This is a genomic window from Rothia amarae, from assembly GCF_042677725.1.
GTDB classification, from domain to species: domain Bacteria; phylum Actinomycetota; class Actinomycetes; order Actinomycetales; family Micrococcaceae; genus Rothia; species Rothia amarae.
The window spans coordinates 18,865-42,713 of the sequence record NZ_JBHUCN010000011.1; the positions used below are offsets into that span (position 1 = coordinate 18,865).

The following is a 23,849-nucleotide window of genomic DNA, read 5'->3' on the forward strand; positions in this document are numbered from 1 at the left end:
CTCCCATAGACTAAGAATGTGCACATCTAGGATGTAGCGAACTTATAGAGATATCTTCATCACTTACCAACAGTGTTATTTGATAAGACGGCATTCCAAAAGGTAAATTAAATTCAAATTTAAAAATATGGGATTGCTGGTTGCCCTACCCTAAAATTACTTTACGGTCGTCTGCAGACTTATCTACGCTCGGCATCTAATCCTGTGTACACGAGTAAAACTGGCAGCATGTTGGAAAGTAGCCGCCGGAGCTAATTATGAGGGGATCCAGATGATTATCGACGAAGTCAAAAAGCTCTACGCCAATACTCCCGCCAAAATGCCGGCGTACCGGCGTATCCAGTTAATGATTACCTCGCAGCTTGAATCCGGAGATCTCAAGGCGGGCGATCCCATCCCTTCAGAAAATGAGTTCGTCAACGCTCTGGGAATTTCTCGTATGACCGTCAACCGGGCCATGCGTGAGCTCAGTAACGAAGGTCTGCTCAAACGCACCCGCGGTATTGGCACGTTCGTCGCCGAAGAAAAATTTCCCGGTGACTTCATAAGCGTCCACAATATCGCCGATGAGATTAAACAGCGCGGGCATTCCCATTCTCAAAAGCTCCTCAAACTAGAGAAAATTACTAAGGAAGATGACCATGAATTCTGGGATTCAGGGCAGATTCCGCCGGAAATGGGAGAGACCGCTTTCCATTCGGTGATTGTGCATTTCGATGACGGCGTACCTTTTCAAATTGAAGAACGCTTCGTCAACGACCGCATCGCGCCTCATTACCTGGAACAAAATTTCGAGAACCTCCCCCCCGCTTCCTACCTCAATTCCCTCATATCAGTCACTCATGGCATTCACAAGATTGATGCTATTCTTCCTAACAAGGATCAGCACGAGATACTAAAAATTGACTCGACTGAGCCCTGTCTTCGTATTGAACGTTTTTCTTATTCTGAAGAAGAACTTGTCTCCGCTGCGTGCCTGTTACACCCCGGATTTCGCATTGTGTTGGAGGGCGAGTTCGGAAAGTAGCCATGCCAGTTCCCGAGCTCATTGCAGAACGCTTTACGCTACGCCCTTTGCGCGAAGCTGATATTCCAGAGCTCACTTCCGCCTGCCAAGATTCCGAAATTTTACGCTGGTGCATGGGTGTTCCCCTGAATTATTCCGAAGAAACCGCAAGAAACTACATCGAATTCAGTCACGACGCTGCCGATAATGGCAATGAGCTCATCTGGGGAATCGATCTTTCGGGTACTTTTGCTGGTATCGTCAGCCTCTACAACCTGACTGACACCTCAGCGGAGATAGGTTTTTGGCTTGCGCCTGTACTACGGGGTCAGGGTTTGCTCACCGATGCCGCGCGCGTCGTCTTAGGTTTTGCTTTTGACCCGCTGGGTATGGGGCTCGACGAAGTGACCTGGACAGCGATTGCCGGCAACGCCGCTTCCGAGCGGGTTGCTATCAAGCTTGGGTTTAGTGACATCCGGTGTGAAGAAAAGGGCACTCAGGGTCGCCCCACCGAAAACGGCACAGACACCCGTTTGGACGCCCGCACGGCGACCATGACGCGCAAACAGTTCTCGCATATCGGTTTAGATTAGGATATTCCCAGCTCTTTCTCAGTGGTTTTAGGTAAAGTTCCAGGTATTTAGCTCTTTTGGCTATACAACTTGAACCATCAATTTGAACCCATATTTATCTGCGCTGTTATTTTATCTACACTGCCGCAGCCATGCGGGAAAGGAAACAATGTTCGATTCGATTATCAACTGGATTATCCACCTCATGGAGATTCTAGGAGCCCCCGGCGTGGGTGTAGCAGTTTTCTTGGAGAACGTGTTTCCCCCAATCCCTTCCGAGGTTGTTCTTCCGCTTGCAGGTTTTACGGCATCCCAAGGCAATATGAATCTCATCGCGGCGTTCCTGTGGGCTACAGCAGGATCAGTAGTCGGTGCGTACCTTCTTTACTGGTTAGGCGCAGTCATTGGTGCTAACCGTCTCCGCCGCATTGCGGATTGGATGTGGCTAGTGGAGGTAGAGGACGTTGATAAGTCCCTGCACTGGTTCGATAAATACGGCAAACTTTCCATTCTTTTTGGTCGTCTCATTCCCGGTGTGCGCTCCCTGATTTCAATTCCTGCGGGCATTGACCGCATGAACGTCCTGTCCTTCGGGCTCTTTACTTTGTTGGGTTCTGCCGTATGGAACGCGCTCCTCATCTACCTGGGCTTTATTCTGGGTGAGAATTGGAGCCAGGTCGCCGATGTGATCGGACAGTTCTCCACCGTTATCAAAATCGTTATTGCCGCCCTAATCATTTGGGTAATTATTAAGCTAATCCGTCGCCAAAAGAAGCGCCAGAAACAAAGCCACTCTCAGCGCTAAGTTAGGTAGACTAAGTTTTACCTAACGTTTCAGCTTGTGCTGACTTTTTGAATTGATAAAACATGACCACATTTTCTCGCCGTCACCTCTTTCTAGGGTCTGCAGCAACCTCTCTGGCGCTTGCGCTCTCTGCTTGTTCTTCAGATTCTCACCTCCAAGAAAGTGCCCAGAACCTTGCTTCTGCGCTGACTAATCTGGACATTTCAGGAATCCAGTTTGCCAACCGGGATGCTGCCCAGGCACAGAAGTCGCTGGAACATGCGTCTTACAATATGACCGGGGCAGAACCCACCGTGTCCGTGGCTGAAGTCAATCAAGGGGGCGACTCTCCCAGAGCCAAGCTCCACTGGGCATGGAAGATTCCCGGTTCTCCTCAGCCCTGGGAATACGATTCCTCGGTTACCTTTACCGCTGAAGGCGAGAATATGACCCCGCAGTGGTCGCCCACCGTCATCCACCCCGATGTGGAGGAATCCGCAGGGTTGCTTCTCGAATCAAAATCCGCCTCCCGAGGTGAGATTCTAGGGCAGGACGACGCCGCGATTGTCACCTCTCGCCCCGTGGTGCAGGTAGGCATCGACAAGACTAAAGTCTCTGGAAATGAAGCACAGCAGAAATCTGCACGAGCCCTGGCGGAACTCGTAGATATTGACGCAGATGCTTTTGCGAAACAGGTAAAAAATGCTGGCGAAAGCCAGTTTGTTGAGGCTATCGTATTACGCCAAGAGGCTTTCAATAAGATTAATCAAAGCGACATCGAGAAAATTGAGGGGTTTTTCAGCACAGAAAGTACCCGCTCGCTGGCACCCAGCGCCGATTTTGCCCCGGATATTCTGGGCACGGTGAGCCCTGCGACATCCGACGACATCGAAAAATCTGAAGGAAAGCTTGTTTCAGGGCAGATGACCGGTCACGGCGGTCTGTCCGAACGGTTTGATGAGCATTTGCGAGGCACCGATGGCTACTCAATCTACAGCGTTCAAATCAAAGATGATGGTTCTGTAGATCCAGAACAATTCATTAATCGAGATAACCCTCTCCACCAGGTGGATGTCTCTAACGGCAAGAACCTCAACATCACCCTCGATTCTGCAGCGCAATCTCAAGCGGTAAAGATTCTTGAAGATCAAGATTCCCCCAGCGCTATTGTGGCTATGAGGGTATCCACCGGTGAAATCCTGGTTGCTGCCAACGGTAAGGCTTCTGAGGGGTTCTCTACCGCTCTAATGTCCCAGTACGCTCCCGGATCTACCTTCAAGATTCCTACCTCACTCAGCCTGCTTCGCAAGGGCATGAAGACCGACTCCATTGTCAACTGTTCGGAATCGGTTACCGTAGACGGTCAAACCTTCAAGAACGCTTCCACCTACCCCGCAGATGCTCTGGGCGAGCAAACTCTGGCTGTAGCGGTGGCGCAGTCGAGCAATACCGCTTTTATCAACGAACGCGATAAGGTGACGCAGGCAGATTTGCACGACGCCGCCGCTGCTTTAGGTATCGGTATAGAAGCTGACCTCGGCGTACCGGCATTCTTTGGCACGGTGCCCACCGATGCCAGCGAAGTAGAGCACGCCGCATCCATGATTGGTCAGGGAAAAATCTTGGTTTCACCGATTGCCATGGCAATCGTGGCAGCCAGCGCGTATAAAGGCGAAGTGGTCAAACCTGTTCTGGTGAAAGAGCAGCAGTTAGGCGAAACAAAAGTTTCTAACACCTCACTCACCCAAGACGAATCTAAACAACTCAAAACCCTGATGCGCGGCGTCGTTGCCGAAGGCGGACTACAAAACCTCAAAGAACTCACTCCCGATACCGCCGTGGGTAAAACGGGAACTGCCGAATACGGCAACGACAACCCGCCTAAAACCCACTCCTGGGTCATGGCAGTTCACGAAGATATTGCTGTGGCTCTTGTGGTGGAGGATGGCAATTTGGGTTCTATCACCGGCGCTCCCCTAGCCCTGGAGATGTTCCAGGAATTCAAGAACTAGGCACTAAAGCTTATTCATAAAGTAGAGAGGACGCTCGGAACAGCATGAGGCAAGCTGGCTGGGTCTGGCGTGAATCGCTTCAATGAGCGCTAGCGAATCCAAGCGAGAGGGTTTGCTTGCCGATGGCTGTTCCGAGCGTCCGGCTCCATTACTTTATGAATAAGCGATACTACTCGCTAGCTACTGAAGCTGCGGCGTCCGTCGAGATGCCGCCCTCTTTTTCGAGGATTTTCTCCGCACGGTCAATACGAACCTGAGGAATAGGCATGGTTGAAGTATCCAGATTTTCGTTTTCCAACTGAGTTTCAACCAATTCGGCTGCTTCTTCTTCGGTTTCAACCGCAGGCATAGAACCCAGCAAGTTACGGCCAGCGGTCTCCTTGAGGAAGAACATGCCTACCAAACCAACCGCGCAGGCAATCATAATGTAGTAAGCACCTGCGTACTCTGTATTCCACCAAGATTCCAGAACGGTAACAACCGAACCTGTCGTCGATCCTAGAAGAGCCACAGCGATGTTGAACATAACGCCCATTGCAGTGTAACGACTAGCGGTGGGGAACAACGAGGGCAAAGTGGAGGGCTGAATCGCAGCCTGGAACATGAGCAAAATACCCATGAGCATCAAACCCAGGAAGGTTGCGACTGCGGTTCCACGCATCATGAGCCAGAAAGACGGCACGGCCAGAAGAATACCTAAAATAGCACCGGTAATCATCACAGGCTTACGTCCAGTCTTATCTGAAATCCAACCAAAAACTGGAAGAGCAAACGCAACGATGAGCAAAACGGGAATGAGCAAAGCATTACCGTGAAGAGTATCGTAACCCAGCGAATCAGTGAGGTAAGTGGGCATGAAGGTGGTCAGTGCATAACCAATCACCTGAGCGCACATCACTAGAGCTGAACCAATAAGAAGCTGAGGCCAAAAACCCTTGAAGATGCTCTTGAAAGAGTCCCATACGGAACGACCTTCGTCATTATTATCGCTATCCATTTCAGCTTCAAAAGCTGCTGACTCGTTGATGTGCGAGCGCATGTACATACCGATAAGGCCAAGAGGCAGCGCAACCCAGAAACAGATACGCCAGCCGAACGCGAGCATCTGTTCGGGAGTAAGCATGAGTTCAATAACGGTAGCTAACGCTGCCGCAGTAGCGAAACCAATGTAGGAACCCATATCCAAGAAGGATGCCCAAAAGCCGCGCTTACGGTCTGGAGCGTACTCGGCGATAAAGGTTGCAGCACCAGCATATTCGCCGCCGGTAGAGAAGCCCTGCACGAATTTCAGCAGAATAAGCGTTATGGGCGCTGCCATGCCCCAGGTGCTATAACCGGGAATGCAGCCAATCAAGAAGGTGCCAAAAGACATCATGATGATAGTGAAAGCTAGGATTTTCTTTCGCCCTAGCTTATCGCCGAGGGGGCCAAGAACAAGGCCGCCGATGGGGCGCACGATGAAAGTTGCAGCAAGCGCGCCGAAGAAAGCGAGCTTGGCCCAGGGATCGCCAAAGGGAAAGAAAACTGCGGTGATAGAGGCAGAGAGATAGGCATACACACCGACGTCAAACCATTCCATGAAATTTCCCAGAATGGTTGCTCGGAGAGCCTTTTTCATCTCTTGCGAGTCGACAACATGAATGTCGTCCTCTTTCAACAGAGGAAAGTTGTTGTGGATTTGCTCAACAGTAGCCATAAGTAAACTTTCTTTTTGCGTGACTTACAAACGATAACGCAGACAACTGGTAGAAACTCAGTGTTTATAGGGGTTGAGTGTAGTTTTAGTGAGCCATATCAAGGACTTAAAAGATGTATATCACTTAAAATTTGGATAGTTTCCCAGATTGCTCCTCCGCTTCTCTGCACTCTTACCCAGGGTCTACTGCTAAAAGATGCGTTAAAAACAAAAGACGCCACCTTGCGGTGGCGCCTTGAACCTGACCTAAGAGGCACTACTTACGACATCAAAGATGTTGAGGAACTGCCGGATGCGCGGCTGATCAGAAGCGAAGAAATCGCCGGCTGGACCGTCAAAAGCCACTCTTCCCTCATCCAAGAAAATAATCTTGTTGGCGACTTTCTGAGCAAACGCCATATTATGAGTCACCACGACCAGCGACCGGTTCTCCCGCGCCAAATCAATGAGCACTCGGATAACCTCTGCCTCAAGCTCTGGATCCAACGCAGAAGTCGGCTCGTCAAACAACAGATAATCGGGGCTCACTGCCAATGCCCGTGCGATAGCTACGCGTTGTTGCTGACCACCGGAGAGCAAATCAGGGTAAGAATCAATGCGGTGCTCCAAACCCACCTTCACCAGCAAGTCCCGTGCAAGTTGCTGGGACTCGCTCTTTGACAGCTTCCCGTTCAAGGTAGGCGCCAACGCCACGTTCTGCAATGCAGTGTAGTTGGGAAACAGATTGAACTGCTGAAACACCATTGCCGAATGCTGACGCATGGTACGCACCTGAGCATCTGACAGCTTCCCGCCGAACTGCAAACGGTCGCCCTCAATCGTCAGAGTACCCTGCTCGGGAGTTTCTAACAGATTGAGACAACGCAACAGAGTAGATTTGCCCGAGCCAGACGGACCCAAGATGACCGTCGTCTCGCCGTCGTTCAACTGAAGATTAATATCCTTCAGAATGTGCTGGTTGCCGAAGCTTTTGGAAAGGCCTTCAATGCTAAGCATGAACACTCCTCATGTATTGATTGCTTCGTTTTTCCAGGTAGCTCTGAAGAATCGAAAGCACAGTGAAAATCACCAGGTAGACGGCGGCAACCTCTGCATACATCGCCAAAGGCTCGAAAGTTCGCGCAGCAATCTGCTTGCCCGCCTGGAAGAGGTCAATGAGCGAAATAGTGGAAACCAACGAGGTGCCTTTGACCAAGTCAATCAAATCATTACCCAAAGGAGGTAGCGCAATACGCACTGCCTGAGGTACCACCACGTGGCGCAACGTCTGCAACTTGGTGAAGTTCAAAGTCTGTGCAGCCTCAAACTGCCCTCGAGGAATCGAGGCAACCGCAGCACGGAAAGTCTCAGCCACATACGCACCGGTATTGAGCGAGAGCGCAACAATCGCCGCCGTCCAACCATCGAGAGTGATTCCTAGCTTAGGCAACCCGTAAAAAATCAAGAACAACTGCACCAGCAGCGGCGTTCCACGGAACAGCCACACATAGATATTCGAAACCCATTGAAGAGGTTTGAACCTACTCGAACGCAACCCCTGCGCCACAATGCCAATCACAATCGAAAGAATAAAAGCAATGATTGAGAGTGGAATAGTGATTTTCAGAGTTGCCATCAGAAGTTGCGGCAACGACTCAGCCCACAGGCTAAGATAACGATCCATCTTTTCGAAAAACCTATCTAGCTTTATGCCTTAGGAGTGAGGTCAAAGCCAACATACTTGGTGTAGATAGCCTTCAAATCACCGTTATCTATATGCTTCTTCAACGAATCATCAATGGCCTGCTTCAGCGATTCTGCGCCCTTAGGCATCAAGATAGCAGCCTCAGATGCCTCACCCAGTTCACCTTCGAGAAGGCGAATCTTAGCGTCGGGGTGCTCCTGTTTGTAAGCCTGGAAGGTCACAGCGTCGTTACCGCAGCAATCTACACGACCCGAGAGAACCTGCTCGATTGCCTCATCAAAACCCGTAACGGTCACGATGGTTGCACCGTTCTCTTCCAGCAGGGTACGGAAGTTCGAGGTTTCAGAAGCAGCGGCAGTCTTACCGTTGATATCAGATACCTTCTTTAGATCGGACGAATCCAGTACGCCCACCTTGCCTTCAGAAGCTACATAAGTTATCGAGAAATCGTACTTCTGCTTGCGCTCATCCGTGGGCGCCACGTTGTTAATGACGATGTCGTAGCGATCAGCATCCACACCGGCAATCAGCGAATCCCACTGAGTTTCAATATATTCTGCTTCTACGCCCAGGTCCTTAGCAATGAAATCGCCAATTTCCTTCTCCATGCCCACGAGCTTGCCCGAGTCGTCATGGAAACCCCACGGCTTGAAGGTTCCCTCCATGCCGATGCGAATCTTGCCGGCGTCTTTAATTTTCTGCAGCTTATCAGCGTTGTCCTGGGATGAAGAGGACGACGACGAGCACGCAGCGAGGAAACCTGCCAAGCTCACAGCGCCGGTAAGCGCGATAGCGGATCGACGGGTGATAGAGGTGTTATTCATGGTGATGTCTTTCTTCTAAAAAGTAGCTAGATCTATATCTTACGGTTAGGCGGCGTCTAGAGCGGTCGTGATGTCTTTTTCCAAGTCAGCAATATCTTCGATACCTACGGCAACACGGATAAGACCCTTTTCAACAGCAAATTCTTCCAGGTGCTCTGGAGCGTAAGCGCCCTGAGTCATGGTGGCAGGCAGGCAAACCAGAGATTCAATGCCGCCCAGGCTCACGGCAAACCCGAAAACCGTGAGCGAGTCCAAGAATGCTTTGATGTTTTTGCCTTCTTTGAGTGTGAAGGAGAAGAGTGCGCCAATACCTTTTGCCTGGCGTGCCTGAATTTCGGCGTCGCTCTCATTGTAAGAGCCAGCGAAGAGTACCTTTTCTACGGCAGGGTGGTTCTGCACTACCTCAATGTTCGCTAGGGTCTTCTCTACCTGAGTACGAGTGGGGTTACCTCCACGCTGGTATTCGAATTCTCCCTCGGTGCCGTCGGTCGGCTGGGTGAAAGTCGAGGCAAGGTAGATGGGAGGAACAATAGCGTTCTTCTCTACGTCTTCGATAGAGTGAATTGCAGTGGTGGTAAATCCTGACACGGATGTTTGCTCGCTTTCGAGTGGAGAAAATATCTTTAGAAAACGAGACTATACCCTGCTTTCTGTTTTGGACCCTCTTTTAATTGCTGAAAGCAGTACGAGCGAGATTTCAGTAATGAAACGTCATAAACCTCTCTAAAAATACATTACATGTAAAGCAATTAAAGATATTTCCGCCACAGTGAAACTACTTTCTGACGGGGCGACGTCCCCCGCAGATGCAAAAATGGTAAACCAACCTTAGCGAGACACTAGAAAGTACACCGTTGCGGCAAAAATGCAACCTTAAACATGTATTTTTACTGCAACGGTGTACTTTTGTTGGAACCGCTTCACAGCGCCTCAATTTCGCTCCTACAAGATCTAGAGCAAACAAAAAGGGCGCCACCGGTTGGTGACGCCCTCGCCCGCTATGCGGGAAGAAATCTATTTAGCCGTTGTACGCGCTAGGTGAGATGAAGATGGGTGCTGAGCCAGTAGGCAGGTTCACGGAGAATACTGAGGTGCCCATACCGTTCCAACCGCCGTGCACTGCCTGGCCGTTACCGATATACAGTGCAACGTGTGAGGAGCCGAAACCGTTGGACTGGTAGTAAATGATGTCGCCAGGCTGTGCCTGAGACTGGCTCACGATGGTGCCGAGGCTCTGGTAATCTGCGGGCCAGCCGTGGAAGTTTACTCCAATAGCTGCCAATGAGTTAGATACCAATGCGGTGCAGTCAGTCTGAGCGTTTACAGATGCAGCCTGCTTTGCAGCGGCAACAACAGCATTACGCTTGGCGCTGTTGGTTGCAACGCTCAAAGTAGGAGCGCTGTTCTGCTGAGACTTGTGAGCTGCAGGCTTGGACTGGGTAGCAGCTTTGGCAACGGGTGCCTGAGTAGCAGCGGATGCTACAGGCGCTGCAGGTGCCGAAGTGCTAGGAATAGCGGGTGCTGCCTGCTCGGTTGCTACCGAGGTAGCAGTCTCAGTTGCCTGAGGTGTAGCAGATGCGCTGCTTGCGGGTGCAGGAGCTGATTTTTCAGCCTGAGGAGCCTGAGTAGACTCAACGGTTGCTCCTGCAGTTGAAAGCTTCTGAGCTTCTGCCTTTTCTGCTTTCTGAGCAGTTTCAGCGGCAGCCTTTTCAGCAGCCTGGCGGTCAGCTTCAGCCTTTTCGGCTGCAGCAATTTTTGCTTCTGCTGCATGCTGTTCTGCAGCTGCCTTCTTCGCAGCAGCTTCTGCCTTGAGATCAACAGAAGGAACAACCACCTTGGGAGCACCCAAGGTTGAGATGAGAGAATTCTGAGACAGTTCGAATGCTGCAAGAGTTGCTTCACTCTGAGGAGCGACGGTAGGAGCGCTCTCTGATGAGTTTGCGGTTGCTACGGTTGCTGAGGTCAGGACGACGCCGGAGATAAGTACACCTGCTACGCCAACTGAGAATGAACGCACTGTGAGCCTTTCGAAATGTGTATGAAACAAGCCAGGTTACCCCGGCGATGCTCACCAGTAATTTGGGGAGTTGCTGGTGGCACGCTGGTTAGCTTATAACAATTTGGTAACAAAATATATAGATTCGTTATAAACAGACAGCGCAAAACAGCCCACAAACATGGTTCACAGGAACATTCGCCGTCGTTAAAGCGACATGACCTACTTCACTATTTCCGCATCCAGTCAGGCGTTTACCCTAATAACCTCAGAGAAATTTTTAAGCAAGTTTACTTACCGTATTTTTCGGTTTTCGGGTTCTCGCTACGCCACATTCCGGCAAAAAATTTTTTGAACTGGGCAGAATATCGCGTGTCATAAAGTAACGATTTACAGCAAAGCCGCATGCTCAATCTTGACGCAACTGTCCATCATCACGTTGAGCCCGGCGTCCTCAGCTAGCCGTGCGGCGTCCTCATTCCACAGGCCCAGTTGAATCCAGACTGTGCGAGCGCCCACCTCTATAGCTTCTTGCACAACCCCAGGGAGGTCTTCAGAGCGGCGAAAAATATCTACCATGTCTGGCGCCTGAGGTAGGTCAGCCAGCGAGGCATAGACCGTTTGCCCCAGAACCTCTTTACCTTCTGCAGCAAGCAGGGGATTAACAAAGTAAAGGGTGTAGGAAGAAGACTCTTGTAGATAGGACGCGACCCCATAGGACGGACGAGCGGGTTTGTCACTCATGCCCACAATGGCGATAGTGCGGGTAGTGCGCAAAATGTCCTGACGCTGTAGGGCGGTGGGCGCCACCCAGGTACGTTCTTCAGTCACGAAAAGTTCCTACTCCCTAAATATCTAGAGACTTATTCATAAGGTAGTCGCAGATATCCGCCCGCCCAGCACAGCGTGAGGCAGGCTGGCCGGGTCTGGCGTGAATCGCCCCTCTGAGCGCTAGCGAAGCGGACGAGAGGGATCGCTTGCCGAAGCTGTGTTGGGCGGAAGGTACAACTCGTACCTGATGAATAAACCTCCTACTTCCACAGTCTGTTTCTTGTATGAATCACTGAGGGGCGAATCTGCGACCACTCTGGGCAGGGTAAACGTACCGCTTTAGGACAACCTGCCAGCGCAGTGATAATAGATTCGCAACGACGGTTAAATTCCATCACGTTACATTTTTCGACCACTTGGCCCGGGAAATGGCGGTGCATCTTAGACACAGAATCAGAGGATTCTTGGAGACCGTGTCCGGTGTGCCCTGGCACGTGTTTAACGATGACGCGTCGTTCACGAATAGCCTCGGTCAGCTCGGTCATTTCTTCTACAACTTGGAGGTTCTGCGCACCTTCTTCTACCCAGTGTTCAAATGACCAGCGGTTATGCGCCAAACGGAGCACGAACGTCAAAGCACCTAAAGAATCGGTATGGATGATGAGCCGCCGTCCGCCGTGGTAGAAAATGTGGAATGCCGCCAACATGGCAGAGAGTTCGCCGGTCATAATGTTGGTGGCGTCGTAGTGGGCGTGAAAGTAGAAGCCGTCTTCGCTCACACCGCCAATGCCCATGCGCCCGCCGCGAGCAAACTTTTTATTGTTCGTAGAGCGGTAAGAGCAATCGGTGAATACTCGGTATTCGGTGAGCTTCTCTACCGGGCGCAAAGCCACCTCGGCTTCCATGCGCTGATGGGCTAGTCGGGATGCTTCTTCAATATAATGCGGAAGAAGATCACCGGCGGGAGTTCCCACTAGTTTCACATGTTGCTCCCCAAGGGAATGTGACTCATAAGGGTTTAATACCTTATCGATGGAGCGGTACTCCATGATGTCTTTCAATGAACCAAACTGGCGGAACAATAATTTGAGATCGTGCCTATCCGCAGCCACGGTAATCAAATTCTGCTTATATTCCTGAGGAATAAGTTCCCAGGCCCGCAAGATTGCACGCCCCAGCATCGCCACGTGAACGTCATCGCACGATTCTAAAAGAGAATGCGCACAGGACTCCGTAATCGGCTGAGTCTCAATCACTTCACGATCGCCGTTTTCACGGGATATGAAAATCATGGCTGACAGTCCGGCGTAACACTTACCTTTTGCTTTCACCGACTCCATCATGACCGCAACCACTGCCACACCGATATCTACGAAACCGGCAGGATAGCTTGACGTGTAGTCGGGAGCCTCCCACGTGAGAGTAGTGCGTTTAATTTGTGCTGGTGTAATACTCATTGTTCTTCCACCTCCTTTTCTCTGTGTAATTGTTTATCCTTAAAAACTATTGAAACTATCTTCAGCTCTTCGAACTGATAGCGCGCGAAGATATTCACGCAAGTGCGGAATGGCGAAAGTGACCTTGCCGTAGGATGCAGAACGAATAATCTGCGACTCCAACAGTCGATTGCGGTACACCCCCGCGTACTGCGGGTTTTTGCCCAAACGAGCGGAAATATCGCTCATTTTAGAGGGGCTCTCATCCTGCGCCATTGCCTCCAAGAAGGCTCGATCCCCTGCTGAGAGTTTAGACAACAGCGGTTCGAGGACGGACGCGCCCAGCTTCTCTTGGGCAGAAGCGATACCGCTGACGACTTCAGCTTCTGAGAGCTCTCCTTGCGCCTGCTGACGTAACGCTTCCGCTACCAGGTACACCATGTAGGGGTGTCCCTTAGTAGCAAGGCATGCGCGAGAGAGCAAAGATTCGCTGAGCGAATCGTGGCGGATAGCCGGGCATGATTCCAGAGCTTGCCGCAAAACGCTTTCCGTTTGCTCGCGCGTCAAAGCACACACGTCAAAGCGCAGGGGCGAGCCAAGGGGCAACATAACCGACGATTCCAGTATCTCTCGCATCTCCGCCGTCCTACCGGCCATCAGAAGTTGTACCGGTAAGCCCTTTTTCTGGGCGTGGACCAGTGCCTCCACAAGATTTTCTAGGCGAGGTAGGCAAGAGCGGTCTACTGCATCCAAGGTCAAGAGTAACCCCGTGCCCTTTAAGCGCAGGACCTCCGCGAGAGATTCCACCTGTGCTGCGAGGGACTCCTTCCCGAAGGATTCCTGTCCCTGCCCTTGATCCGTCAGCGATTCGTGCAACGCAGGAAGATAAGTGCCCCGCATGCGATCGCTGAGACCTTTCAACGGAATATCTGAAACAACACGCCACCCAGCATTGCGGGCAACACTTTCACACGCTTTCAGCAAAGTGGTCTTTCCAATACCTGCTGAACCAGAAATAACCGTGAAGTTGCTGGAGTTAGTTTCGTGGAGAAGCGACGTAAACGCGGCAAGCTGGGATTCCCTGCCCACCAAGCTGGCGGCGAGAGAACCCTGCTCCTGTTGAGTTTGTTGCGCGTTCGTCATCGCTCTCCTTTAAAAACCTTTATATCTTTTATATCTTTTATATCTTGGGGGTTCAAGGTTAGACGACACTCTTCCCCTCTCAGAGGATTACCACCTGCCCCACAAACACGCCACTGACCACCCTTTGATACATCTCTCGCCCTTTGATATATTTCTCGCTCTGCTAAACCCTCCAGTGATAGCGTGAACTCGATATATTTTCTAACCATCAAGGAGCACCGTGATAGGCGTATTTGCGCGAGCAACCGTCAAGCCTGGGCACAGTGGGCCGTTCGAGGAACTCTCTCGAAAACTCCACCAAAAATCCCTCTCTGAAGACGGCGTCATCAGCTACAACTTTGGCCCTATGAAGGGTGAAGGCTCGGAGAACGAATTCGCATTCTTAGAACGCTGGGAGTCCATCGAAGCACTCGAAGCACACATGGAAACCGAGCATTATAAAGAGGCCGACGAAACCTGCCAGGAACATCTGGCAGAACCTATGCAAATCAGCATTTTTGAGATTTAGGAGTCACTCATGATCGGCGTTATTGCTAAAGCCTCCGTCAACTCTGAAGCCGTTGAAGCGTTCGAAAAATCCGCGCAGCAACTAGTCGACACAACCCGCGCGCAGGATGCCGGGTGCCTTAGCTACGACTTCGGCGCCGTCGTCGAAGAAGGGAGCGAAGGCGAGTACGCCTTTTTAGAGCGCTGGGAAAGTCAAGAAGCACTCGATGCACACTCCAACTCAGTTCATTTCAAAGAAGCAATGAGTGAGTGGGAGAAGTACCTCTCTGAGCCTCTTGAGGTACGCACCTACGAATTCTAGGTAGAGCTTATCGGTTCGACGACGAGCCACCGACGTTGAAAACACACGGTCTTCCCGCTGACACAGCTTTTTAACTGTGGTTGTGGGAAGACCGTGTGTTTTTAGTTTCTATGCTGGACTATCGGACTACTTATGAATGAGTCTCGACGCGCGGATTGTTCTTCCGCAGCTTCCACCAGGTGAAGTAGTACAGCGTGCCAAGAGCTATATAGATAACCGCTTTGGCAAGATTCCAACCGTTAAAGTTGCTGAGGAGGGAGTTCAACAAGCTGCCCGTCAAAAGCAACCCAATGAAGACCGCGGCCGGAACTAAGAATCCCGCTAAGAAATATAGAGCCAGGATAAACGCTGCCGTGGGACGTCCAGTCATCTGCCACCAAGGTCGCGGTGCAGGAGTTTCGCCCTCCGCGCGGAATATGCGTGTGAGACCGTAGATACAAACCGCAACCACGGTTACATAAATAAATTCGGAGATATCTTCTGACCCATCAGGGAACAGAGTAGAGAGAAGCATATTCAGGATAAGTCCCCCGGTAAACCACCCCGCCAGAATGACTCCGCATTTCGCATAAGGATCGTAGATTCGCATGGTTCTCCTCTAGATATTCCCCGGACTCAGACCATAAGTTACTTCTATTTAGTCAGTTGCAAGACGCGCATAGACTGCCATATCGCGCAGTTCTCCCCGCAGGTTTTCGCCTGCTCGTGCGACACCCTCAAAAGTGCATCCGGCCGATTCAGCAACATGGCGCGATGCCGGGTTAGCCACAGCAGCTTTGACCTCAACTCGATGGACACCCTGATCAAAGGCGTATTGCATTGCCAGCTTCAAAGCGCGCGTCTGCAGTCCTTTGCCGCGAGCCCACGGGGAAGTGTTATACCCCACCGACACCGCAGGGATATCCTCGTCAATCAGGCGAAGCTCAATAGAACCGCAATAGCGACCATCGAACTCCTCACCCGTTATTGCCCAGCGCGTGAGGTCTTCTGGCTTTTGGGCGTAGCTTTCTGCCATCTCGTGGGTGTATTCCAGCGGAACCTGTGTGAACTGGCGCATGCGGGAATTGGTAGAGCTGACGAAAATGTCGTCTACGTCTTCGGCACGAAAGGGGCGCAGGGTGACGATGCCGTCGGTCAGCTCGGCAACGGGCAGTGGCCAGGAGAGTTCTTCAGTCATATAGGTTATCTTAGCGATACTCCTCCGGCAGCACTCGCACGCCGCCTTTGTCCGCCGAAGATGCCATCATCGCGTACGCCTTCAGCGCTTTCGAGACTTCACGTTCCCGGGGCTTAGTGGGCTTCCACGGCAGCGGACCCTTAGCCTCACGGCGGGACTGCAACTCTTCATCGGAAACATTGACGCGCAGGATTCGATGGGTTACATCGATCTCGATCTCGTCACCGGTCTGTACCAGCCCAATGGCACCACCCGATGCCGCCTCGGGGGAAATGTGTCCAATCGAGATACCCGAGGTTCCGCCCGAAAAACGCCCATCGGTAATCAGCGCGCAGGTTTTACCAAGACCCAGACCTTTTAGGTACGAAGTGGGGTAGAGCATCTCCTGCATGCCCGGACCCCCCTTGGGACCTTCGTACTGGATGACGACGACGTCGCCCTCTTTCACATTCTTCGACAGAATCTCGAACACGGCTTCATCCTGAGACTCCACCACAAATGCCTTACCCTTGAAGTGGAACAGCTCAGGGTCAATACCAGCAGATTTGATGATTGCTCCATCTTCAGCAATGTTTCCTCGCAAAACCGCCAGACCGCCATCGGCAGTGTACGCGTGCTCAACAGAGCGGATGCAACCGTTTTCGGCGTCCTTCTCTAATGACTCGTATTTATTGGCGGTGGAGAACGCCTGGGTGGTACGCACCCCGCCGGGTGCTGCTAAGAAGAGTTCTTGCGCTTCTGCACTGGGGTTTTCTGAACGAATGTCCCAGGTATTCAACCATTCTTCGAGCGAATTTGAGTGCACTGAATGGACGTTCTTATTCAGCAAACCGGCGCGGTCCAACTCGCCAAGCAGCGCAGGGATACCGCCTGCGCGGTGGACGTGCTCAATGTGGTATTTGGTGGAGTTGGGAGCGACCTTAGCAAGGCAAGGAACGCGGCGGGAAACAGCATCAATATCTTCCAGCGTGAAGTCGCACTCCGCTTCGTTAGCAATTGCCAGAATATGCAAAACGGTATTGGTGGAACCACCCATGGCAACGTCTAAAGCCATTGCGTTTTCGAAGGCTTCTTTAGTGGCGATGGATCGGGGCAACACCGAATCGTCGTCATTCTTGTAATAGCGGTTTGCCAGCTCAACAATGGTACGACCAGCATTTTCGAAGAGGGCTTTACGAGCAATCTGAGTTGCCAGCGTGGTTCCGTTACCCGGCAGAGCTAAACCAATGGCTTCATTGAGGCAGTTCATGGAATTAGCGGTAAACATGCCAGAGCAGGATCCGCAGGTGGGGCAAGCATTCTTCTCAATTTGAGCTAGCTGGGCATCAGAGACCGATTCATCCACAGCCATTGCCATAGCATCCACCAGATCCAGGCGGTGCTCAACGACACCCTCAATACCTTCACCAGATTCCATAGGTCCGCCGGATACGAAGATAGTAGGGATGTTCAGCCTCATAGCCGCCAGCAACATACCGGGGGTAATTTTGTCGCAGTTAGAGATACACACCAGAGCATCAGCCCGGTGAGCGTTGACCATATACTCCACTGAATCTGCAATGAGGTCACGAGAAGGCAGGGAATAGAGCATTCCATCATGCCCCATTGCGATGCCATCATCGACCGCAATCGTATTGAATTCCTTAGCTACACCGCCGGCGTCTGCAATCGCCTGACTCACCAGCTGACCCATATCTTTCAAGTGGACATGGCCGGGCACAAATTGAGTGAACGAGTTAGCCACAGCGATAATCGGCTTACCAAAATCGTCGTCCCCCATACCTGTGGCTCGCCACAGCGCACGAGCTCCTGCCATATTTCGACCGTGAGTAGATGTGCGTGAACGCAGTTCAGGCATGAGTTCCTCCTAGTAGGCGACTTTTCAAGTCAGTTTACGCTTTTGCAACGAGCGTCCCCATATTCAGGTGAGCGGTTCCACGATATGAACAGATTTCCACACTGTCTCACCCTTTTTCTAATTCCTAGAATATAAATAGACGAAGNNNNTCCGTCTTTTTAGTCTCTAAAGAATCAGAAAAGATTTACTTTTCAGTGTGATTCTGACGGACGCTACCGCCCTTATTGTCCTTATAGGCAGCAGTTGCAGGACGATCAGCAATGATGGGGCTAATACCTGTGTAACCCTGGCGTTCAGCCGCAATAGCAAGAACGTTCTTACGCACGACGAACCATCCAATCACCAGCAAAGGAATCACGATAATGAGTGAGCCCAAAGTAAAAGTACCTACGGGGTAATCGAAACCAATCAGCACCAATACGCCTGCAAGGAACACTAGAACAATCCAGTCTGTAAAAGGTGCGCCAGGCATTCGGTAAGCAGGTCGGGTGTAAACGCCCTGTTTGCTGAGCGAAACAAACTTCATGTGCGAAAGCACAATAGTTGCCCAGCTGGAAATGATACCCAGCGAAGCAATGTTCAACACGATTTCAAAAGCTTCCTTGGGAACAAAGTAGTTTAGAACGACCCCGAGAAAAGCTACACAAGCAGTCAGCAGAATACCCCCGTAAGGAACACCATTGGTGGACACGCGCTGAGCGAATCGAGGAGCCGAGCCAGCTACGGACATGGAATGCAGGATACGACCAGTGGAGTACAAACCGGCGTTCAAAGAAGAAAGCGCAGCGGTAATAACAACCAGCTCCATGATGGGAGCTGCATAGTCCACACCAATATGAGAGAAGAAGGTCACGAAAGGTGACTCATCAGCAGAGTAGGCAGTGTAAGGCAACAGAAGGGTCAACAGAAGAACCGAACCAACATAGAAGATAGCGACACGGAAAATTACCGTGTTAATCGCCTTAGGAATTACCTTACGAGCATCCTGGGTTTCGCCGGCAGTAGTGCCGACCAATTCAATAGCTGCGTAGGCAAAGACAACACCCTGCATAATAACAAGAGCTGGAACAATACCGTTGGGAAAGAAACCACCATTATTGGCAATGAGATGGAAGCCGGTTTCTGATCCTGTAGGAGTACCAAAAATAACGAAGTAACAACCCACCAGCAAGAAGGTAACCAGTGCGGCGACCTTCACCAAAGCGAACCAGAATTCGAGTTCACCGAACACTTTCACCGAAATCAAGTTCAGTGATACCACCAGGAAAATCACGATAAACGCAATCAGCCACTGGGGAATCCCCGCAATAAATTCGCTGTACTGACCAAACCACTTCACGTAAATCGCGATAGCAGTGGAGTCAACAATCGATGTCATTGCCCAGTTAATCCAGTAAAACCAACCCGAAACGTAAGCTGCTTTTTCACCGTAGAACTCACGGGCATACGAGACGAAAGAGCCAGAGGACGGGCGGTGGACAACCAGCTCACCCATCGCCCGAAGTATGAGGTAGGCGATAATGCCACACAGCAAGTAATCCAAGGCAAGGGCTGGACCTGCTTTTTCAAGACGCCCGCCGGCACCCAAGAATAAACCAGTGCCTATAGAACCGCCAATAGCAATCATCTGAATCTGTCGAGAGCCTAGACCCTTGTGAAATCCGGTTTGTTCTTCTTGAAAAACGCTCGGATCATGCGTGCCTTTAGGCACGTGATTAGTTTTCTCAACCACTCGGAGCCCCCCTGTGTAAGAAAATATGAGAATCATGGATAAAACAGAAAAGAACCAAAGATATTCTCCCGTCAGGAGACGAGCATCTTGAGGTATGGGCGACCGAGGCACATTTCAAACCATCAAGCGCCTTGGACTGATTCACCATGCTCAACGAAGTTGTACGAGGGGAAACGTTACATCAGTTTTTCTTACGCAACCGTTCTATTTTTCGCTGTCACTGAATAATTTTTTTGTGATGTTGGGAAGAACAAATCTGCCGGGCGGCATCATATTTACGTTCCTTCACATGTTCAAATATTTCTTCTTAAGCAATATTTCTACTTCGTATCGACTCAAATTGTCATAGTGCTGAAACACAGAAATATGCGGTGAAAAACCTGGAATAGCTTGGAAGAACATAGGTCGAAGCGGTTTGCTGGAGAGAAGCCTTTAACCCAATGTATTTACTTCAAGGAGATTCCATGGCAGAAAACACTACCTGTATTCAGACCACTCACGTGGGCTCACTCCCCCGCAGCGAACGCCTGCAGAAAGCCAATCGCCAACGGCAAGAAGGAACACTTGCCGAGATTGATTTTCAGAAAATTCTGGCGGAAGAAGTGCAGAACGTTGTGACCCAGCAGGTAGAGGTCGGCATCGACATCGTCAACGACGGTGAGTACGGGCACGCGATGGCCCAAGCCGTTGATTACGGTGCATGGTGGCACTATTCGTTTGCCCGCACAGGAGGACTCGAACTCATTGAAGAAGGTAATCCGGTCAATGAAGTTTTCCGTTCCACCCCCGGCAATCTGAAATACACCACTTTTGGCGATCGTCGGGACTGGACTAAATTCCACGATTTTTATGCCACTGAATTAGATCTCGGAAACGACCCAGATCGGTCGTTCCCTGTAGCAACCTCAGCGATTTCTTATGTTGGGCAGGATGCCGTTGCCTCCGACACCGCCAACCTCAATACAGCCATTCAGGCAGTGGGTGCGCAGGAGGGATTCGTGGCAGCGCTTTCTCCCGGGTCCGCCGCACGCGTAGGAAATAAGCACTACGCCAGCGACAAAGAATTTATCTTCGCTTGGGCGGATGTCTTGAAAGAAGAATACAAGGCGATTATCGACGCCGGTCTAACCGTTCAAATTGATGACCCCTCCATCGCCGAAGGCTGGGACCAGATCAATCCCGAGCCGTCCGTCAGCGACTACCTGAACTTTATTCAGACCTCCGTGGACGCCCTTAACTATGCGCTGGAAGATTTGCCCCAGGACAAAATCCGCTTCCACCTGTGCTGGGGTTCGTGGCACGGCCCCCACACCACAGATCTCGAATTCAAGCACCTGGCAAAGACCCTGCTATCTATCAACGCTTCGGCATATTCGTTTGAGGCGGCCAACGCCCGCCATGCCCACGAGTGGAAAGAATGGGAAAAGATTGAACTCCCTGCCGGCAAAGTTATCCTACCCGGCGTGGTTTCGCACTCCACCAACGTCGTCGAGCACCCCGAACTCGTTGCCCAGCGCATTGAGCAGTTCGCCTCGGTAGTGGGTAAAGAAAATGTGATTGCTTCTACCGACTGCGGTTTGGGTGGGCGTATTCACCCTGATATTGCCTGGGCAAAGCTACGCTCACTCGGTGAGGGCGCTAAAATCGCGTCCGAGCGTCTGTTCTAATTTAAAAATCCCAGTTAAGGGGACAGATTAAAGCGCCTGACTCAGCTTCTTGCGACGTCAGGCGCTTTTCTTCGTTGTATAAAGAATCATCTCCCGTAGAAAACCTGTCCGTACACCCTTATGATTAACCTGTACGGGCATGTCTACTTTTCATTGACGGCCTACAACAACACAAGGAACACAGTGGGCAAATACGAACGCGTCTATCAAGACCTCTCCTCCAAAATCGACGATGGCACCTACCCCGTAGGTTCGCTCCTTCCCAGCGAAAAACAACTCACCGAAAACTACTCCGTTTCGCGTGAAACCGCTCGTAAGGCGCTAGCGCTCCTGACTGACCGCGGATACATTCAAAAAATTATGGGTAAAGGCTCCGTGGTAATCAGCCACTCCCAGTACGCTCTGCCCGTCTCCTCTTTGGTGAGCTACAAAGAGTTTGCTCATGCAGTAGGCGCATCAACCCGTAGCGAACTCATTGATTTTTCGGAAACTTTGCTTCCCTTAGCCTCTTTCAAATCCTTAGCGAAGGATCTTCAGTCCGAAGAAACCATCGCGGTTACCCGTTTGCGTTTCTTCGACAACGAACCAGCAATTATTGACCGGGACTACATTCTCAAATCAGTAGTTCCGTCTATTCCGCAAGAAGCCGCCGAGACCTCACTCTTCGAATACTTCGAAAACACCCTCGGGCTTTCCATTGCTTACTCTTCTAAGCAAATCAAAGTAGAACCAGCTCAGGAAAGCGACCGCAAGCTCATGCATCTTGCCAAAGGTGAATACGTTGCAGTCACCACCTCGGTGACCAGCTTGGAAGACACCACAGCCTTCCTCTTCACCGAATCCCGCCACCGCGCAGATAAATTTATCTACCAAGATTTCGCACGACGCCGCTAGGCGCCGCGCAGCTCACCGGATTCGCACGGTGAGACGAGTTGCAGACCTCTCCGGCCTGTAACTTCTCCTTTTAAAAGTAAAAACTCAACAACCCTACAAAGGATCTTTATGACTTTCCGTGACCAGGTAATTTACCAGGTCTACCCCAAATCGTTCTACGACTCCAACGGAGACGGGCTGGGGGATCTTCGAGGCATCATCGAAAAGATTCCTTACATCGCATCCCTCGGCGTAGACATGGTTTGGCTCAACCCCTTCTTTGCCTCCCCCCAGCGCGATAACGGCTACGATGTATCCGACTATTACGCCATCAACCCAGATTTGGGCACGATGGAAGACACTGAAGAGTTGATTTCGACCCTCAAAGATCACGGTATCGGAGTCATGTTCGATATGGTCTTCAACCACATCTCCACCGAACACGAGTGGTTCCAGCGGGCACTCGCCGGTGAAGAAAAGTACCAGGACTATTTCTACATCCGCGAACCTAAGCCAGACGGCTCTTTCCCCACCAACTGGGAATCCAAATTCGGTGGCGAAGCCTGGGCGCCCTTCGGCGACACCGGCAAATACTTCCTCTGCCTCTACGACAAAACACAGGCAGATTTGAACTGGCACAATGCCGACCTGCGCCAAGAACTCTACAAAGTAGCGAACTTCTGGCTGGAAAAAGGCGTACGCGGTCTGCGCTTTGACGTCCTGAACGTCATCGGCAAAAGCGAATTCCTCGAAGACGCCGCACCCGGCATGATCGACAAGCTGCTCTACACCGATACCCCGCGCGTCCACCCCTGGATTCACGAAATGAACCGGGCAACGTTCGGCAACTACGACGGCGTACTCACCGTCGGTGAAATGTCTACCACCACCATCGAAAACTCCATCCGCTATTCGAACCCCGAGAGCGAAGAGTTGGATATGGTTTTCAACTTTCACCACCTCAAAGTGGATTACCAAGACGGTCACAAGTGGACCAAGGTACCTTTCGACTTCCATGTACTAAAGAACCTGCTCAATGACTGGGCAGTAGGTATGCAAGCAGGAAATGGCTGGAACGCGCTGTTCTGGAACAACCATGACCAGCCACGTGCCATCAATCGTTTTGCAGACCCCGTGAATTTTCACGTCGAATCGGCAACCATGCTGGCAACCGTCATTCACCTGTTGCGCGGTACGCCCTACATTTACCAGGGCGAAGAAATTGGAATGGTCGATCCCCAATATATAGACATTGAGGAATATGTCGACGTCGAGGCGCGCAACGCCTACGTCTCCCTCATCGCCGACGGCAAGACGGAAACCGAAGCATTCCAAATTGTTACCTCTAAAGCACGCGACAACTCGCGAACTCCCATGCAGTGGGATTCCAGCGCAAACGCAGGCTTTACTACCGGCGAACCCTGGCTGCGCCCCACTACTTTCAAAACCATCAACGTAGAGCACGAGCAAAAAGAAGGAAAAATCCTTCCCTACTACAAAAAGCTCATCCAGCTCCGCAAAGAAAATCTGCTCATCTCCGAAGGCGAGTACGAGCCGTATGCGCTGGAACACGACGCTGTTTTTGCTTACACTCGAAAGTATCAGGGCGAGAAACTTCTCGTCCTCAACAACTTCTACGGCGAAGAAACCTCCATCGAAATCCCCCACGAGTTCCTCAACGGGTACATTCTCATCGGAAACTATCCAGCCCATCAGCTCAGGGATGATTACACGCTCAGACCGTACGAATCCCTAGCCATCAAGATCTAACCCATATAGGCAAAATGCCACCGGAACGGGTTTTAAACGA

At 51.2% G+C, this 23,849-nt stretch carries 22 protein-coding genes; 9 read left to right on the forward strand and 13 right to left on the reverse strand.

Features of this window, described 5'->3' with window-relative positions:
* Positions 1-271: 271 nt before the first annotated feature.
* From ACFR81_RS06460 to ACFR81_RS06475, 4 genes are all read left to right on the forward strand, one after another.
* A complete protein-coding gene (locus tag ACFR81_RS06460; protein WP_343876069.1) occupies positions 272-1,027 on the forward strand; it encodes a UTRA domain-containing protein in 756 nt (251 codons plus the stop codon).
* 2 nt (positions 1,028-1,029) lie between these two features.
* Positions 1,030-1,599, forward strand: coding sequence for a GNAT family N-acetyltransferase (locus tag ACFR81_RS06465; RefSeq protein WP_068172578.1), 570 nt, complete (start codon positions 1,030-1,032; stop codon positions 1,597-1,599).
* 148 nt (positions 1,600-1,747) lie between these two features.
* Positions 1,748-2,383: a DedA family protein gene (locus ACFR81_RS06470; protein ID WP_068172582.1), complete on the forward strand. Its 636-nt coding sequence runs from the start codon at positions 1,748-1,750 to the stop codon at positions 2,381-2,383.
* A gap of 62 nt (positions 2,384-2,445) precedes the next feature.
* Complete coding sequence (locus ACFR81_RS06475) at positions 2,446-4,374, forward strand: penicillin-binding transpeptidase domain-containing protein (RefSeq protein ID WP_343876064.1); 1,929 nt, start codon at positions 2,446-2,448, stop codon at positions 4,372-4,374.
* A gap of 169 nt (positions 4,375-4,543) precedes the next feature.
* Here ACFR81_RS06475 and ACFR81_RS06480 read toward each other — a convergent pair whose 3' ends face one another.
* The 9 genes from ACFR81_RS06480 to ACFR81_RS06520 all read right to left on the reverse strand — a co-directional run bounded on the left by ACFR81_RS06480 (position 4,544) and on the right by ACFR81_RS06520 (position 13,924).
* Positions 4,544-6,070, reverse strand: a complete 1,527-nt coding sequence (locus ACFR81_RS06480) for an MFS transporter (RefSeq protein ID WP_190617241.1) — start codon at positions 6,068-6,070, stop codon at positions 4,544-4,546.
* A gap of 246 nt (positions 6,071-6,316) precedes the next feature.
* Complete coding sequence (locus ACFR81_RS06485; RefSeq protein WP_343876061.1) at positions 6,317-7,066, reverse strand: amino acid ABC transporter ATP-binding protein; 750 nt, start codon at positions 7,064-7,066, stop codon at positions 6,317-6,319.
* The gene (locus ACFR81_RS06490) at positions 7,059-7,733 is read right to left on the reverse strand and encodes an amino acid ABC transporter permease (protein WP_068172594.1); all 675 of its coding nucleotides are present in this window, start codon (positions 7,731-7,733) and stop codon (positions 7,059-7,061) included. Before ACFR81_RS06490 ends, ACFR81_RS06485 begins: the two co-directional genes overlap by 8 nt.
* A gap of 23 nt (positions 7,734-7,756) precedes the next feature.
* The gene (locus tag ACFR81_RS06495) at positions 7,757-8,578 is read right to left on the reverse strand and encodes a transporter substrate-binding domain-containing protein (RefSeq protein WP_068172596.1); all 822 of its coding nucleotides are present in this window, start codon (positions 8,576-8,578) and stop codon (positions 7,757-7,759) included.
* 45 nt (positions 8,579-8,623) lie between these two features.
* Entirely contained in the window at positions 8,624-9,166 is a 543-nt protein-coding gene (locus ACFR81_RS06500) for a PLP-dependent transferase (RefSeq protein ID WP_343876058.1), read from the reverse strand.
* Between the two features lie 430 nt (positions 9,167-9,596).
* On the reverse strand, positions 9,597-10,595 hold the full coding sequence (locus tag ACFR81_RS06505; protein ID WP_343876056.1) for an NlpC/P60 family protein: 999 nt from the start codon (positions 10,593-10,595) through the stop codon (positions 9,597-9,599).
* A gap of 369 nt (positions 10,596-10,964) precedes the next feature.
* Complete coding sequence (locus tag ACFR81_RS06510; RefSeq protein WP_145175263.1) at positions 10,965-11,405, reverse strand: CoA-binding protein; 441 nt, start codon at positions 11,403-11,405, stop codon at positions 10,965-10,967.
* Between the two features lie 200 nt (positions 11,406-11,605).
* A complete protein-coding gene (locus tag ACFR81_RS06515; RefSeq protein ID WP_068172605.1) occupies positions 11,606-12,802 on the reverse strand; it encodes an RNase H family protein in 1,197 nt (398 codons plus the stop codon).
* A gap of 39 nt (positions 12,803-12,841) precedes the next feature.
* Positions 12,842-13,924 carry an ATP-binding protein gene (locus tag ACFR81_RS06520; RefSeq protein ID WP_343876052.1) on the reverse strand — a complete coding sequence of 361 codons (1,083 nt, stop codon included), beginning with the start codon at positions 13,922-13,924 and terminating at the stop codon, positions 12,842-12,844.
* A 220-nt stretch (positions 13,925-14,144) separates the two neighbouring features.
* On the opposite strand from ACFR81_RS06520, the gene ACFR81_RS06525 reads away from it, so the two are divergent.
* Together ACFR81_RS06525 and ACFR81_RS06530 are read left to right on the forward strand one after the other, a co-directional pair.
* Positions 14,145-14,432: a putative quinol monooxygenase gene (locus tag ACFR81_RS06525; protein WP_068172611.1), complete on the forward strand. Its 288-nt coding sequence runs from the start codon at positions 14,145-14,147 to the stop codon at positions 14,430-14,432.
* Between the two features lie 9 nt (positions 14,433-14,441).
* Positions 14,442-14,732 carry a putative quinol monooxygenase gene (locus ACFR81_RS06530; RefSeq protein WP_068172614.1) on the forward strand — a complete coding sequence of 97 codons (291 nt, stop codon included), beginning with the start codon at positions 14,442-14,444 and terminating at the stop codon, positions 14,730-14,732.
* A gap of 130 nt (positions 14,733-14,862) precedes the next feature.
* Here the strand turns inward: ACFR81_RS06530 and ACFR81_RS06535 are convergent, their stop codons facing one another.
* From ACFR81_RS06535 to ACFR81_RS06550, 4 genes are all read right to left on the reverse strand, one after another.
* On the reverse strand, positions 14,863-15,321 hold the full coding sequence (locus ACFR81_RS06535) for a hypothetical protein (protein WP_343876051.1): 459 nt from the start codon (positions 15,319-15,321) through the stop codon (positions 14,863-14,865).
* 48 nt (positions 15,322-15,369) lie between these two features.
* Positions 15,370-15,909: a GNAT family N-acetyltransferase gene (locus ACFR81_RS06540; protein WP_343876049.1), complete on the reverse strand. Its 540-nt coding sequence runs from the start codon at positions 15,907-15,909 to the stop codon at positions 15,370-15,372.
* 10 nt (positions 15,910-15,919) lie between these two features.
* Positions 15,920-17,767, reverse strand: coding sequence for a dihydroxy-acid dehydratase (gene ilvD, locus ACFR81_RS06545; protein WP_068172624.1), 1,848 nt, complete (start codon positions 17,765-17,767; stop codon positions 15,920-15,922).
* 184 nt (positions 17,768-17,951) lie between these two features.
* Complete coding sequence (locus ACFR81_RS06550) at positions 17,952-19,478, reverse strand: amino acid permease (protein ID WP_377148684.1); 1,527 nt, start codon at positions 19,476-19,478, stop codon at positions 17,952-17,954.
* Between the two features lie 485 nt (positions 19,479-19,963).
* Between ACFR81_RS06550 and ACFR81_RS06555 the strand changes: the two genes are divergently transcribed.
* From ACFR81_RS06555 to treC, 3 genes are all read left to right on the forward strand, one after another.
* Positions 19,964-21,166, forward strand: coding sequence for a cobalamin-independent methionine synthase II family protein (locus ACFR81_RS06555; protein WP_190617254.1), 1,203 nt, complete (start codon positions 19,964-19,966; stop codon positions 21,164-21,166).
* A gap of 183 nt (positions 21,167-21,349) precedes the next feature.
* Positions 21,350-22,060 (forward strand): trehalose operon repressor, encoded by a 711-nt coding sequence (gene treR, locus ACFR81_RS06560; protein WP_202939875.1) that lies wholly within the window; start codon positions 21,350-21,352, stop codon positions 22,058-22,060.
* Positions 22,061-22,168: 108 nt separating this feature from the next.
* Positions 22,169-23,809 (forward strand): alpha,alpha-phosphotrehalase, encoded by a 1,641-nt coding sequence (gene treC, locus ACFR81_RS06565; RefSeq protein ID WP_343876041.1) that lies wholly within the window; start codon positions 22,169-22,171, stop codon positions 23,807-23,809.
* Positions 23,810-23,849 lie beyond the last annotated feature (40 nt).

Bases quoted from the DNA above. Each gene is read 5' to 3' on its own strand.
- ACFR81_RS06465 (WP_068172578.1), top strand. From the start codon at position 1,030: ATGCCAGTTCCCGAGCTCATTGCAGAACGCTTTACGCTACGCCCTTTG.
- treC (WP_343876041.1), top strand. From the start codon at position 22,169: ATGACTTTCCGTGACCAGGTAATTTACCAGGTCTACCCCAAATCGTTC.
- ACFR81_RS06555 (WP_190617254.1), top strand. From the start codon at position 19,964: ATGGCAGAAAACACTACCTGTATTCAGACCACTCACGTGGGCTCACTC.
- ACFR81_RS06480 (WP_190617241.1), bottom strand. From the start codon at position 6,070: ATGGCTACTGTTGAGCAAATCCACAACAACTTTCCTCTGTTGAAAGAG.
- ACFR81_RS06475 (WP_343876064.1), top strand. From the start codon at position 2,446: ATGACCACATTTTCTCGCCGTCACCTCTTTCTAGGGTCTGCAGCAACC.
- ACFR81_RS06460 (WP_343876069.1), top strand. From the start codon at position 272: ATGATTATCGACGAAGTCAAAAAGCTCTACGCCAATACTCCCGCCAAA.
- ACFR81_RS06535 (WP_343876051.1), bottom strand. From the start codon at position 15,321: ATGCGAATCTACGATCCTTATGCGAAATGCGGAGTCATTCTGGCGGGG.
- ACFR81_RS06470 (WP_068172582.1), top strand. From the start codon at position 1,748: ATGTTCGATTCGATTATCAACTGGATTATCCACCTCATGGAGATTCTA.
- ACFR81_RS06515 (WP_068172605.1), bottom strand. From the start codon at position 12,802: ATGAGTATTACACCAGCACAAATTAAACGCACTACTCTCACGTGGGAG.
- ACFR81_RS06485 (WP_343876061.1), bottom strand. From the start codon at position 7,066: ATGCTTAGCATTGAAGGCCTTTCCAAAAGCTTCGGCAACCAGCACATT.
- ACFR81_RS06520 (WP_343876052.1), bottom strand. From the start codon at position 13,924: ATGACGAACGCGCAACAAACTCAACAGGAGCAGGGTTCTCTCGCCGCC.
- ilvD (WP_068172624.1), bottom strand. From the start codon at position 17,767: ATGCCTGAACTGCGTTCACGCACATCTACTCACGGTCGAAATATGGCA.
- ACFR81_RS06540 (WP_343876049.1), bottom strand. From the start codon at position 15,909: ATGACTGAAGAACTCTCCTGGCCACTGCCCGTTGCCGAGCTGACCGAC.
- ACFR81_RS06530 (WP_068172614.1), top strand. From the start codon at position 14,442: ATGATCGGCGTTATTGCTAAAGCCTCCGTCAACTCTGAAGCCGTTGAA.
- ACFR81_RS06490 (WP_068172594.1), bottom strand. From the start codon at position 7,733: ATGGATCGTTATCTTAGCCTGTGGGCTGAGTCGTTGCCGCAACTTCTG.
- ACFR81_RS06495 (WP_068172596.1), bottom strand. From the start codon at position 8,578: ATGAATAACACCTCTATCACCCGTCGATCCGCTATCGCGCTTACCGGC.